The organism is Pseudomonas sp. LBUM920, assembly GCF_003852315.1.
Classification (GTDB): domain Bacteria; phylum Pseudomonadota; class Gammaproteobacteria; order Pseudomonadales; family Pseudomonadaceae; genus Aquipseudomonas.
Genome location: NZ_CP027762.1, coordinates 735,637 through 748,873 on the forward strand (window position 1 = coordinate 735,637; position 13,237 = coordinate 748,873).

Sequence of the window (13,237 nt, forward strand, 5' to 3'; positions counted from 1 at the left end):
GCCGGCACAGGAGTGCTCGATGTCTCCCCGATTTCATTGCAAGCAGCGCGGCGCCATTGGCTTGATGGCCGCCGGCGTATTGGCGGTGGTGTTGGCGTTTACCTTGCTGGTGATCGACAGCGGCCGTTTGTACCTGGAAAAGCGCAAGTTGCAAGGCGTGGCGGACACGGCAGCGCTGGAAGCTGTCAGCCGCAATGGCACCTGCCTGGCAGGGTTGAGTGCGGCGGCCTACGCCGGGCAAAGCGTGGCGCGCAATTATTTCGTGGTGGGCAACGGCAACACCCTGGTGACCCGCTGTGGCTCCGTCACCACTGGCGCCTCGGGCCAGCGCACGTTCAGCGCAAACCCCGCGCTGTCGTCAGCCATTCAGGTAGTGGCCAGCAAAACCGTCACGACCAGCGTGGCCGGCGGCGTGTGGGCCCTGTTTTCCGGCAACCCGGTCAGCCTCAACACGGTCCTGTCAGCCACGGCGGTGGCGGCCAAGCCCACGCCATCCTTGGCCCAACTGACCATCAACAGCACGTTGGCCAGCGTCAACACCGCCAGCGCAAGCCTGTTGAACCCCTTGTTCAGCGGCTTGCTCGGCGGCAACCTCAACCTGACACTCGCCGGCTGGAATGGCTTGCTCAATACCAATATCAGCCTGCTCAGTTACCTCGACCAACTGGCGATCAACCTGGGCGTGACCGCAGGTAACTACACCCAACTGCTCAACACCAACGTGACCGCCTCGCAGTTGATCCAGGCCGCAATCACGGTGCTCACCGCCAACGGCGCGACGGCGGATGTACTGACGGCCCTGGGCAGCTTGAAAATCGCCGCCATCAACCAGGCCCCGCTGACCCTCGGGCAGATCCTGCAGTTGCAGACGGGCACTACCGCCGCCGCGCTGAATGCCAACCTGCAGGTGTTCCAGCTGATTCAGGGCGTGGTGCAGCTGTCCAACAGCCAGAGTGCGGCTGCCGCGACTTTGCCCGTCAGCCTGCTGGGGCTGGCCAATATCACCACGCAGGTCAAAGTGATCGAGCCGCCGCAACTCTCGGCGATTGGCGACCCGGCGTTGGCCGCGGCCAACCCCCTGGGGCCGAATGCGATTTATGTGCGCACCGCCCAGGTGCGCACCGAGGTGACGGTCAGCCTGCCGGTGCTGAGCAGTTTGTCGGGGCTCACCACGGCTGTGAATAACCTGGTGGGGCCGCTGACGCCGGTGATCAACAGCCTGTTGAGCCTGAACCTGGTGAGCACGATCAACTCGGCGCTGTGTTTGCTGGGGGCCGGCTGCCAACAACTGGACCTGCTGGCGTTGCCGGGCAACCTGCCGCTCAATATCGTGCTGGATGCCGGCGGCGCCAGCAGCTATGTCACGGCCTACAGTTGCCCGACGGGCAGCGCTGGCACCAAGAGCCTGACGGCCTACACCACCACCTCGCTGGCGTCGCTGAATGTGGGCGCTATCACCAATGCGTTTTCCAGCACCTTGCCGATGACCGTGGCGCCTTTGGCGCTGATCGATATCGGCACCAAGACCTGCCATGAAATCCTCGGAATCGGCACTTGCGGTACCCGTGTACCGTTCGCCGGCGGTGGCGTCGCGATCAAGGTGCTAAGCCCGATTGCGGCGAGCAATCAGACCCTGGTGTTCTCCAGTACTGCGCCGTTCGCCACGCCACCTAACGTGGGCCTCACCCCGACCTATCAGGCTGCCGCGCCGGCAACCAATGTGGTCAGCAGCCTGTCGACCACGCTTAATGGCGTAGGCATTACGGCGTACCAGCCGGTCGGCAGTAACCCGTTGGGCGCGCTGGCGGCAAGCGTCGTGTCGCTGCTCGGCGGCGTCAGCGCCATCGTCACCCCGGTGGTGGACAGCCTGCTGGGGCCGCTGCTCAACCCGATCCTCAACAACCTGTTGAACATGTTGGGCATCAGCCTGACGAATGTGAACGTGGGCGCCAACCTGACCTGCGGCCAGACCGGCGAGGCCTACCTGGTGATTTAAGCGTCGGTGGCCCTGGGCAGTTCCACACAAAACCGCGCGCCGTGTTCGCCATTGCTGACGCTGAGGCGTCCGCCCATGTTTTCAACGATGCCGTAGCTCACCGACAGGCCCAACCCAGTGCCCACGCCGATCGGCTTGGTGGTGAAGAACGGTTCGAAGATCCGCTCGAGCAAGCGCGGGTCAATGCCCCCGCCGTTGTCCTCGACCCAGATGCGCACGTGGCGGCTATCGTGTTCGGTGTGCACGGCAATCCACGGGCGCAGCTCAGGGTTTTTTTCGCGCTGGCCCAGCAGGGCATCGCGGGCGTTGACCATCAGGTTGATCAGCACCTGTTCAAGCTGGTCGACGTAGCCTTGGACCTGCACGGGAACGTCCGCCTGGGTCAGGCGAACTTCCACGCCTTTGCCGCGCAGGCCTTCACTGAGCAGCGACAGGGTGCCCTCAACCGCCTGCGCCGGGTCGAACGGTTGCTGCTCGACCTCCGAGCGGCGGCCAAACACGCGCATATGGTCCACCACCCGGGCTGCACGTTGAACCTGGGCATCGATGCGCTGGAGTTTTTCAGTGAGGTAATCGACCTGCACGTCGCCATTGCCCAGGCGCTTGAGCACATTGACGACGGCCATGCGCATCACGTTCAGCGGCTGGTTGATTTCATGGGCCAGGCCGGTGGCCATTTCGCCGAGGGTGGCCATTTTTGCGCTTTGCGTCAGTTGCTGCTGCGAGCGACGCACTTCGGTGTTGTCGCGGCCCACGGCCTGCACCTCGACCAGGGCACCGTGCTCATCGAACACGCCGCGGTCCGACCAGACCCACCAGGCGTGTTCGCGCCCGGGCAGTTGCAGGCTGATTTCGGCGGTGCTGACTGGAAACTCCGGGGTCAACTGCCCGATACGCTGCACAAACGCCTCGCGCTGTTCGGCTGAGAGCCAGTCGCCCAGGTTCAGCCCGCGCAACTGCGCGGGCCGGCATTCGAGGTAGTTGGCCAATGGCGTGTTGCCGAAGGTCAGGGTCAGGTCCGGGCGGTAGCGGCAGATCATCGCCGGGGAGTCTTCGACCAGAATTCGGTAACGCTCCTCGCTGTCCTTGACCTGTTGCGCGGCCAAGGTCGCGTCGGTGACGTCCAGCCACAGGCCAATCGCTTCCACCGGCAGGCCCAGGTCGTCGCGCAGCAATTTGGCTTCGTCGAGCAGCCAGTGGTAATCGCCGTGTGTGTCCTGCACACGGTAACGACTGCGTACGCTGCCTTCGCGCAGCAGTTGGCGCGTGCGCTGAAAGTACAGGTCGCGGTCGTCGGGATGCACCCATTGCACCAGGCTGTCGTGGCTGCACTCGGCCAGGGTGCGGCCCAGCAACGGCAGCAGGCTGTCACTGAAAAACACCGGCAGCAGAGCGCCGTTCACGTAGCGCTGCACGTAGATCACCGCCGGTGAGCTGGCAATCAGGTTATCCAGGCGAGCATGGGCGGCATCGGCTTGCACCTGCTGGTTCTTGATGTCGCTGATGTCGAGCATGAACCCGACCCAGCGGCGTTGCTCACCCACGCCCAGCACTTGGCCCTGCACTCGATACCAGGTCGGCGGTTGGGCGCTGTCGCCACGGTTGAGGCGTACGCTGGCGAGCAACGGCTTGCCCAGGGTCTGCAGGTCGCGCAGGCGGCTGTGCAGTTCCTCCCGGTCGGCGGGGTGGATGAACGCCAGCCAGGTGTCGAGGGCTTGCCGGGTTTGGGCTTGCTCTGAGCCGATGTTGCGCATCAATTGCGGCGCGAGTTGGATTTCAGAACTGGCCGGCAGCAACTCGAACCAGCCGGTGCCCAGCAGGCCTTGCAGGGCTTCCAGGCGCTCCAATTGTTGGTGGTGGCGTTGCTCGCGCAGGCGGCCGAGCAGCGGCGCGGCGAGGGCGGCGGCGAGGTTCAGCCAATCGCGGTCGCGCATGTGCGGCTGGCCGTTGTACGCGCCGCACAGTAACCACGCGGCCACGCCCTGGCCATCGCGATACGGCACCAGAAACCCGTCGGCATTGCCGAATACGCTGTGCAACCGCGGGTGTTCTCCGCGTCCATAAGGTGCCTGCAAACTCAGCGGGGCAGTGCCGTTGAGGCTGTCCAGGCAGGTGCCGAGGCGCTGCCCGTCGTGCCAGAACAGGGGCGCATCATGGTTGGCGTACTGGCTGTAGATCACCCAGTCCTGGTCCTCTTGATCGAGCAGCGCGAGGGCCACGCACGGGATGCGCCAACGTTGCGCCACGCAGGCCAGCTGTTCGTTGAACACGTCGGGCAGCCGGCTGAGGCTGCACACACTCAGGTGTTCACTCACAAGGCTGGCCAATTGCTGATTCTGTTCGCGCTGCTCTGCCAGGTGCCGGCCATTGAGCAAATCGCCGATGTCCACGGCATGCAGCAGCCAGCCGTTATCCTGGGCTTCAATCGTGCCTCGCGTTTGCAGGACTTGCCCGGCGACGCCGCGAAAATCCAGGTCGAGGCTGTGGCGCTGCCAATCGGCAGGAACGCCTTCTACCACCCTCGCGCTGTGGGCACACAACAGGTCCAGGAGGGGCGGTGAACCCGTGTACTGCGCCAGATGTGGACGCAGTGCACCGCTGATTTCGAGCACGCGGCCGTGCGCGTCCAACCACAGGTGCAGCCCGGCGGCCGGCGGCGCAGGCGTGTCCAGGGCCAGCGCGCTGCTTCGGCCGAGCAGGCGCCCGAAGAGTTTGTCCCCCGAGGTCAAAACTGCAGGCTCGAGGTGGCCTGCAGCGTCGTCGGCAGCTGCGGTACGGTGCCGATGCCGGGCAGGACAATAAACGGCATTACCGCCTGCAGGTTGGCTGTGGGGTAGTTGATCTTCACTAACAACAAGCCGCTGTTGAAGGTGGTGGTGACTTGCGTGGCGGCGTCGAATTTGTAGGCGGGCGGGATCCACAGCAAACGGTTGGCGACTGCGGTTTTGGCGGTGTTTTGCACGGCGGCGGCGTAGCCCTGCATGTTGGGGTCCAGCGCCACGCTCAGACGCACGGCTTCTGCCGTCGCCTGGTTGAACGACTGCAACAACAGCAGCGGCAGGCTATAGCTGACCATGCCGTAGAACACGGCGAAAAAAATCACGAACACAGCAATGAATTCGATTGCTGCCGCGCCTTTTTGCTTATCCGGGAGGCTTGTTTTCATCACCGCGTCTACCCTGACGGCTACTACTTGATATCAGCATAGAATCAATCGGCAAAAAGGGATGTTTTTTACGTGATCCATGGCGCAGTGGTGATGGTGTGGTTGGTGCTGTGTGCAGCGCAGGATGTTCGGCAGCGGTTACTCGCCAATCGTCTGACGCTGGGCGTTGCCTTGTTGGCGATGATCTATCTGTTCTGGACGGGCACCACGTGGCTGGGGGCATCGACCGGGCAGGGGCTGTTGGCGTTTTTTCTGGCGCTGCTGCTGACCTTGCCTGGCTACGCCGTCGGTCGTCTGGGCGCGGGGGACGTAAAGCTGCTTGCAGCATTGGCGCTGGTGTCGGATGCGAAGTACTTGCTGTGGTCGTTTGTAGGGGCGGCAGTCGCCAACTTAGTCTGGCTGATCCTTGCGCCAACGCTTTGGCCGCATATGAATCAACATCTTAAAAAGCACATGGGCTATCTGGCGCCCGGTGTGTCAAAAAAGCAGCCATTCGCCCCGTTTTTACTGGTGAGTTTTAGTGTTGCGTGGTTTTGGATCCATTAGTCGTCAGGGGGTATTAACGCTATGTACATAGTCAGAAAGTGCGTCTACGTTTAATGAGTAGATGTACGGGAATATGTGTCGTAAAGGGATGGTCAATCTTTTGGCTTGAAATGCATGGAGTAGCGCGTGAACAAGCTTACCTCTGCGGTAAAAGTGCTCGTTGTCGATGATCAGCCGCTGATCGTGGAAGAGCTCTGTGAATTTCTTGAAAGCAGCGGTTACCGCTGCGTCCCATGTGAATCCAGCCAACAGGCCCTGAAGCGTTTCAGCGAAGATGCCGACATCGGCCTGGTGCTGTGCGACCTGCATATGCCGGAGATGGATGGCATCGAGTTGGTGCAGGCCCTGCAAAAAATCGCCGGTAAGCAGCGCGCGTTCGAAGCCATTATGTTGACCGGTCGTGCCGACAAGCAGGACGTGATCAAGGCCCTGCGCGCAGGCATCGCGGACTACTACCAGAAACCGATCAACCTGCACGAGTTGCTCGAAGGCTTGCAGCGCCAGGAAGCCGCGCTGCAAGAGCGCAAAAAGGACCTGCAGCTGGGTAACTTGAACCAGAAACTGCAGTTTCTTTCCGAGTCCATCAACGATCTGTATCAGGACCTCGATAAAGTGCGCAGCAGCCGGCCTGGGCGGGAAAGCGACGAGGTGTCGCCCGAGGATGCCGGGCCGGTGGAAATCCCGGCGATCTTCAACCAGTTGTCGCCACGCCAATTGGATGTCGCACGGCTGGTGGGGAAGGGGCAGACCAACTATCAGATTGCCTGCGAATTGGGCATCACTGAAAACACGGTGAAGCTGTACGTGTCCCAAGTGCTGCGCCTGACGCACATGCACAACCGCACGCAATTGGCATTGGCGTTATCGCCAAATAATTCAGCGCTGCGCCAGCGAGTGACGGCGCACTGATCTGCCCGTTTAAACTCGGTCAAAATGTGGGAGCGGGCTTGCCCGCGATGGCGGTGGATCAGTCACGGCTGTATTAGCTGACACACCGTCATCGCGGGCAAGCCCGCTCCCACTTGTTGATGGAGACCTGGCAGGTTTTTTCTCAATTACTCCCTTGAGTTTTGCCCCCCACCTTCTGATCGAAATATTCCGGAATCGGATACTTGTAGCTGTCCAGTAAACGCTGGTGCGCCTTGTCACGTTCGGCCGCAGAAGCCTTCTGAGGTGTTTGCGACGCCGCGCTGCCCGTGACCTGCAGCGTCAGCCATTGCTCGGTCAAGGCCTGCTGCGGCGACGACGGGCCGGGCTCGATGGCCATGGCGCTGAAGGGCAACACGAGCATGGCCAGGCTGGCGAGATAAGGTGTTTTCATCATCAATTCCTCGGGGTGCTTGCGGCATCACTGACGGCGGCGACTTGATCCTTGGCTTTGGCGACGGGCGTGCCTGAGCCTTTGAGTTTCTCGGCGCGGGCCTGGGCCTCAGTAACTTGCTCGGGGCTCAAGCCCATCTGGCTGACCAGTTGCGCGGCCTGCTTCCAGTTGTCCTGATAAATCAATAGCGTCACCAGGTTGACCGCCGCCAGCGGGTCGCTTTGCTTGAGTTCCATGGCGGTCATGAATTCAAAGCGTGCGTCTTCCAGGCGCAGTTGATTGAGGTACACCACGCCCAGGTCATTGCGGATTTTCTCGTCGGTGGGCGCCAGCCGGGCGGCGCGTTGCAAGTGGGCCATTGCTTGCCCGTTATCGCCCTTGGCCGAAGCGATCTGCCCCAGGCCGTGTTCGCCTTCGGCGGCCATGCAGGTGCCGATCAGGCTGCGGTACAACGGCTCGGCTTCGCTGCGCCCGAGCAGGCGATAGGCCTTGGCCTGGCGCAGACGCACCTGGGGCAGATTGGCCGGCAAGCTTTGCAGGTTGGCGAGGCTGGCGTGCAGCTTGCCGTCGCCGGCCATTTCATCGGCCAGGTTCAGCGACAGCTCCTGATCGGAACTGGGCTTGGGGCAACTGCCGGTGCCGGTAAACGCGCCCCACGGGGTTTGGCCATTGGTGGCGCAGCCACTCAGCAGCAACAGGCTCAAACCGGCTATCAAGGCTTTCATCGGGCGCTCCTCATAAGTTACTCAAGGCCCGGGTGATGCCAATAAAGGCGGGCCCCCCGAGCACGATCAGCAAGGCGGGAAACAAAAACACCATCATCACCACGGACATTTTTGCCGACATCTTCGAGACGAATTCCTGGATCCGCGTGAGGCGTCGGTCGTCGAGCAATTGCTTGAGCGACAGCAGCGATTTCATCGCGCCGCCGCCTTGCTGAACCAGCTGCTGGAGGATGGTGCAGGTGTCGGTGAATTCATCCACGGCCAGCAGCCGAGCGGTCTTGCCCAGCTCCTCGCTCAGCTCAAGGCCCGAGTCGACCCGTGTCAGGATCAAGCGCAACTCATGGGTCAGCGCCGGCAACAGGCGTTGCGCTTCAATGCTCAGCACGCGCAGCGCTTGTTCAACCGCCATGCCGGATTCGAACAGGATGCGCAGCAGCGGAATGAAGGTGGATACCTCGCGGGAGATGCGTTGCTGGCGCGCCTTGGCGGCCCTGGCCAGAATGCGCTTGGGCAACAGATAACCGATGCCGAGCGCCAGCAACGGCGCCAGCCACGGCGAGCCGATCGCGGGGTACATCACCTCCTGGACCACCAGGGTAATGATCAACAGCAGCAACGGCGTACCGACCTGGAAGGCGGCGAACATCGAGCGCTGGTTGGCTTTGCGCCAACCGACGCGGTTGAGCAGGATCTGGGTTTCGTTGTCCAGGCTCACCGAGCGTTGCGCGAGCGGGCTGCTACCCAGCTGGCGCATCAGCGTGCCGAACGTGTGTTCGCGCGCCATCTGGCCCTGCAAACGTTGAGCAACCAGGCGCTGGCCGCGTCGGTGTTTTATCAGGTTGGCCAGTACCAACCCGAGGGCGGCGATGAACAGTACAGCGCTGATCAGCAGTGCAATCGCCATCTCATACGCTCCGCAACATGCGCCACAAGGTGAAGCAGCCCAACAACTGCATCACCAGCGCCACGAACAACAGAATGCGCCCGGTGCCGTCGTTCCACATGGTCATCAGGTACGCGGGATTCACCGCCAGGAAGTAGCCGATCATCGAGATCGGCAGGGCCGTGAGCACATAGGCCGTGACCCGCGTTTCGCCGGTCAACGCGCGCAGCTGGCGGGCAGCTTGCTCACGTTCGCGGATCATCTTGATCAGGTTTTCCAAGAGCTCGCTGGCGTTGCCGCCATAGCGGTGGTTGACCTTCAAACCCAGCGCGAACAGGCGAAACTCATCGCGCTCGTAGAATTCGGCAAAGTCGTGGGCCGATTCCGGCAGGCTCACGCCCAGTTGCACGTTGCGCCGGATACGGCCCATGGCTTGTTGCAGCGGGTCTTCGGTAATCTCGATGCCGCCCAGCACCGCGTCGGCCAGGGTTCGCCCGGCCTTGAGGCTGCGCACGGTGTGGTCGAGCAATTGCGGCAGTTGTTCGATCATGCGCTTGATCCGCCGTTGATAGCGCCAGGCGATGTACAGGCGCAGTAACAGCAGCGGCAACACCAACATCACCAACAGACCGATCCAGCCGGCAACCAGCAGGCCCAGGACTGCGCCCAGCGCCCAGATCGCCAGCCACAGGCCGAGGTTGTCACTGGGTTTGCCCAGGCCTGCGCGCAGGAACATGCGCTCCACGCCGCTCCACTGGCTGTTCTCTTCGACGAGCTGCGGCTGGCCTTCGGCGAGGCGGCCGAGCACGCGTTCGGTCTGGGCGCGGCGCAAACCGATCTGGAAGGAGCGAATCGACAGGCCGATCAGAATCAGGCAGATGAGCAGCAGGATGGCCCCGGTCATGCTTGCGTCCTCTTCAAGGCAGTAACGGTTCGCGGCGCAGTTTTTCACCGGCCGGGTTGACCGCCTCGCGCAGGAAGCCGAAGCCGGTGCGCCGGTCATGGCGGAACAGAGTGTTGGTCACGTACACGTCTTCACGGATGCCCACCACCTCGACCACTTCGCTGACGCAACGGCGGCCGTCCGGCAGGCGGGTCAGTTGAATCACCACGTCCAGCGCCGCACAGATCATTTGTCGCAGGGTTTTCTCGGCCACCACACGGCCGGTCAAGCCCACCAGGGTTTCCAGGCGCAGCAACGCGTCTGCCGCGTTGTTGGCGTGCACGGTACTCATGGAACCGTCGTGGCCGGTGTTCATGGCGGTCAGTACATCAAGCACTTCCACGCCGCGAATCTCACCCAGAATGATGCGGTCGGGGCGCATCCGCAGGGCGTTGCGGATCAGGTCGCTGGCTTTCACCTCACCATGGCCCTCGGCGTTCGGCGGGCGGGTTTCCAGGCGCACGACGTGAGGGTGACCCAGTTGCAGTTCGGCCACGTCTTCGATGGTGACGAGCCGTTCATGCGGGTTGATCAGCTGACTGAGAATATTCAGCAGCGTGGTTTTACCGGTGCCGGTGCCGCCGCTGATCAGGATGTTGCAGCGCTTGCCCACCGCTTCCTGGAAGAAGTCGAAGATATTCTGGTCGATGGTCTGCATGGCCACCAGGTCGCTGCTCTTGAGCATGTCCTTGCGAAATTTCCGAATCGACAGGCACGGCCCGTCCAGGGCAATCGGCGGGATGATCGCGTTGACCCGGCTGCCATCGGGCAGGCGCGCATCCACCATGGGCGACGACTCGTCCAGACGCCGGCCCAGAGGCGCGAGGATGCGCTGCATGACGCGCTCCACGTGGTGCGAGTCGATAAAGCGCAGGTCACTTTGATGCAGCAAACCGTCACGCTCGATAAACACCCGGTGGGGGCCGTTGACCAGGATTTCCGTCACCGACGGGTCGCGCAGCAGTACTTCCAGTGGGCCGAAACCGGTCAGTTCATCGACGATTTCTTCGGCCAGGCGCTCCATTTCATAACGCGAGATCGCCAGGTGCATGCGGTTGATGTATTCGGCCACTTTGTCGATGACAAATTGCGCCAGCAGCGGGCGTGAGCCTTCCAGCAGATTCTTGCCCGACTCTTCGATGGCATCGATGATGTACCGATGCAGCACCAACTTGAGCCCATCGTGGTCGGTGTTGCCACCGATGCCGCGAGCGGGGGCGCCGAAGAGTTTTTCGCCGTTCATTTGCCGGTGCCCAACAGGCGGTCAAGCCAGTTATGAGATGGTTTTTTCATGCCTTCGGAGCGTTTTGCCAGGCGTTCGCCCAGGGTTTTCAGGCCAAGGGTCAGCGGTTCCCGCGGGGCCAGTGCGAACAAGGTCTGGCCCTGGTTTTTCGCATTCAGGCGTACTTCCGGACTCAATGGCAACACGGCGATTACCTCCAGCCCGAAGCTCTTTCCCAGCGCCTCGGAATCGGGCGCGCAGCTTTTGATATAGCGATCGACCAGCAGCTTGGCGTGCTCCAGTTTCATGCCTTTTTCGCGCCACTGGTTGAGTATCGCGAGGTTGCGACGGCAGTCGAGCACGCTTTGATCGGTGCACCACAGCAGCTTGTCGCAGTGGCTGACAAAGGTGCGCAGCGCTTCGCTGTCCTGCTGGCCGGCGAGGTTGACCACGATGTGCTGGAAGTGCTGGCGCAGGGCGCTGAGCAGCATGTACAGCTCGGCGGCGCTGGTCTGTTCCAGGGGCTCATCGTTGGTGGCGTAGGCGAGGATGCGCAGGCCGTCCTCGGCAGAGGTGAAGGCGCTGTTGATCAAGGTCGCGTCCAGCCGCCGCAGGTGGCGCAGGGCATCGCCAAAATTGAACGAGCTTTCCAGCCCCAGCAGCGCCAGGCTGTCACCGCGTGGCAGGCCCAGGTCCAGCAGCAGGGTTTGCTGGCCGCTCTTTTGTACAACCAGCGCCAAGTGACCTGCGAGCAAGGCGCCGTCGGCATTGCTTTGAGTGCCGTACAGCACCGTGAGGCCGCCCAGTTGGGTGTTGGTGGTCACGGGCGGCAGGCGTTTACTCAGGCGGCGCACCAGCCCGGCCACCTCGCTGGAGCGTGAGCCATAGGCGACAAAATCCCGCGCCCCGGCGCGCATCGCATTAAGCACCAACTGGTTGTCCATGCCGTCACCGAGGGCGACGATGGCCAGCATCGGCTTGGCTTCCAGCGCGCCTTCGATCAGCGCGCTCTGGGCCACCACATGCTCGCGGTCGAGGCCGACAAACACCAGGTTGGCGAAGGTCACATCGACCAGCGCCAGTAACTCGTCCAGCGTGCCGCTGCCGGCACTGACCACTTGGCCAAGCGGTGCCAGCGCGCCCTGCAGCCACTCAAGGTCAGTGGTGTTGCGGGTGATTGCCAGAAAGGTCTGGCTCAGGCTATCGCTCATTGTGACAACCCATTGTTGCGGTCGAAATTACCGTTTTCCAGGAAGTACAGGCGGTACCAGTTCGGGTCGTAGTTGCGCAGGTTCTCGCCAGGCAACGACGGCAGCTGAGCGTTGGCGGCCAGCGGCTGAACCAGGTGCGGCGTGACGATCATCAGCAGCTCTTTGTCCTGGCGGTTGACCGAGGAATCGCGAAAGAACGCGCCCAGGATCGGGATGTCACCCAGGCCCGGAAACTTGCTGATGTTGGTGGTGTTGTTGCTGCTGATCAGGCCGCTGATCACGAAGCTTTCGCCATCGGCCAGGGACACGCTGGTGTCGGTGCGGCGGATGGTCAGCGCCGGTACCTGGATGTTTTGAATGACCACGGCGTTGGTGTAGTCCAGCTCGCTGACTTCCGGTGCCACCTTGAGGGAAATCCGGTTGCGGTCGATGACGGTGGGGGTCAGGGTCAGGCGAATGCCGAACTCTTTGTACTCGATGGAGATGGTGTCACTGCCACTGCTGGGCACCGGGATCGGGATCTCGCCACCGGCGAGGAAGGTCGCGCTTTGCCCGCTCATGGCCACCAGGCTTGGGCGTGCCAGGGTGTAGGCAAAACCGCTGCTTTCCAGGGCGTTGATCATCGCCGAGACACGCCCGCCGCCAAAGCCGATGTTGAACTGGTCAGCGCTCACCGGCAGCTTGAAGGTGCTGGGCGTGGGAAATAACAGGTTGGGGCTGCCGAGGAAAAAGTTCTTGCCCATGCCCAGGATCTTGGTGCTGGCTTCCTTGAGTTTGGTGCGGCTGACCTCGACAAAGCGGATGTCGGTCTGCACTTGGCTGGGCAGCGAGGGGTCATCCGCGGGTGCCAGTGACAGGCTGGTCAGCGCCGCTGTGGCCTTGCCTTTGACGAACACCATGCTCTGGCGCGGCGTGTTGGAGCAGGCGGTCCAGACCATCAGGCTGGTGGTGCCGGAGGCGATGCCGGTCAGCAGGAAACCGCGATCGCCGTTGAGGTGCACGTCGGCGATTTTCGGGTCGCCGATGGCCAGGCGCGTGATCGCCACCGGTGATTGCAGCTCCTGTTGCAGGCCTTCGCCCACCGAAAGGGCTGCGGGTAATTGGCCCAAGCTACTGCAGTTGCCGGCGGCGGCCACGGCCCCGCCCACCGACAGGTTCGACAGCAGCAGGGCACAGGCAATTTTCAGCGTGAACACCGGTGCGAAACGTCGGCTCATGCACAGC

General features: G+C 62.4%; 12 protein-coding genes. 3 read left to right on the plus strand and 9 right to left on the minus strand.

The features are described 5' to 3' along the window. Positions 1-19: 19 nt before the first annotated feature. Positions 20-1,996, plus strand: coding sequence for a pilus assembly protein TadG-related protein (locus C4J83_RS03165; protein ID WP_124416328.1), 1,977 nt, complete (start codon positions 20-22; stop codon positions 1,994-1,996). On the opposite strand, the gene C4J83_RS03170 is transcribed toward C4J83_RS03165, so the two are convergent. After that, complete coding sequence (locus C4J83_RS03170; protein WP_124416329.1) at positions 1,993-4,725, minus strand: PAS domain-containing sensor histidine kinase; 2,733 nt, start codon at positions 4,723-4,725, stop codon at positions 1,993-1,995. The genes C4J83_RS03165 and C4J83_RS03170 overlap by 4 nt on opposite strands. After that, a complete protein-coding gene (locus C4J83_RS03175) occupies positions 4,722-5,162 on the minus strand; it encodes a TadE/TadG family type IV pilus assembly protein (protein WP_106577714.1) in 441 nt (146 codons plus the stop codon). The genes C4J83_RS03170 and C4J83_RS03175 overlap by 4 nt, the downstream gene beginning before the upstream one ends. Before the next feature lie 72 nt (positions 5,163-5,234). Here C4J83_RS03175 and C4J83_RS03180 point away from each other — a divergent pair, with 72 nt between their 5' ends. Continuing rightward, positions 5,235-5,708, plus strand: coding sequence for a prepilin peptidase (locus C4J83_RS03180; protein WP_124416330.1), 474 nt, complete (start codon positions 5,235-5,237; stop codon positions 5,706-5,708). A 126-nt stretch (positions 5,709-5,834) separates the two neighbouring features. Then, positions 5,835-6,617, plus strand: a complete 783-nt coding sequence (locus C4J83_RS03185) for a response regulator transcription factor (protein ID WP_124416331.1) — start codon at positions 5,835-5,837, stop codon at positions 6,615-6,617. Between the two features lie 142 nt (positions 6,618-6,759). Here the strand turns inward: C4J83_RS03185 and C4J83_RS03190 are convergent, their stop codons facing one another. The 7 genes from C4J83_RS03190 to C4J83_RS03220 are packed head-to-tail and all read right to left on the minus strand — an operon-like array spanning position 6,760 to position 13,230. After that, positions 6,760-7,029, minus strand: a complete 270-nt coding sequence (locus tag C4J83_RS03190; RefSeq protein WP_119737773.1) for a DUF3613 domain-containing protein — start codon at positions 7,027-7,029, stop codon at positions 6,760-6,762. A gap of 2 nt (positions 7,030-7,031) precedes the next feature. Then, positions 7,032-7,754, minus strand: coding sequence for a tetratricopeptide repeat protein (locus C4J83_RS03195; RefSeq protein WP_124416332.1), 723 nt, complete (start codon positions 7,752-7,754; stop codon positions 7,032-7,034). Between the two features lie 10 nt (positions 7,755-7,764). Then, positions 7,765-8,658 (minus strand): type II secretion system F family protein, encoded by an 894-nt coding sequence (locus C4J83_RS03200; RefSeq protein ID WP_124416333.1) that lies wholly within the window; start codon positions 8,656-8,658, stop codon positions 7,765-7,767. A gap of 1 nt (position 8,659) precedes the next feature. Beyond that, a complete protein-coding gene (locus C4J83_RS03205; RefSeq protein WP_106577720.1) occupies positions 8,660-9,541 on the minus strand; it encodes a type II secretion system F family protein in 882 nt (293 codons plus the stop codon). A gap of 13 nt (positions 9,542-9,554) precedes the next feature. After that, positions 9,555-10,823, minus strand: coding sequence for a TadA family conjugal transfer-associated ATPase (locus C4J83_RS03210; RefSeq protein WP_106577721.1), 1,269 nt, complete (start codon positions 10,821-10,823; stop codon positions 9,555-9,557). After that, complete coding sequence (locus tag C4J83_RS03215) at positions 10,820-12,013, minus strand: CpaE/TadZ family protein (RefSeq protein ID WP_124416334.1); 1,194 nt, start codon at positions 12,011-12,013, stop codon at positions 10,820-10,822. The genes C4J83_RS03210 and C4J83_RS03215 overlap by 4 nt, the downstream gene beginning before the upstream one ends. After that, a complete protein-coding gene (locus tag C4J83_RS03220; protein ID WP_124416335.1) occupies positions 12,010-13,230 on the minus strand; it encodes a type II and III secretion system protein family protein in 1,221 nt (406 codons plus the stop codon). The genes C4J83_RS03215 and C4J83_RS03220 overlap by 4 nt, the downstream gene beginning before the upstream one ends. Positions 13,231-13,237: the final 7 nt, after the last annotated feature.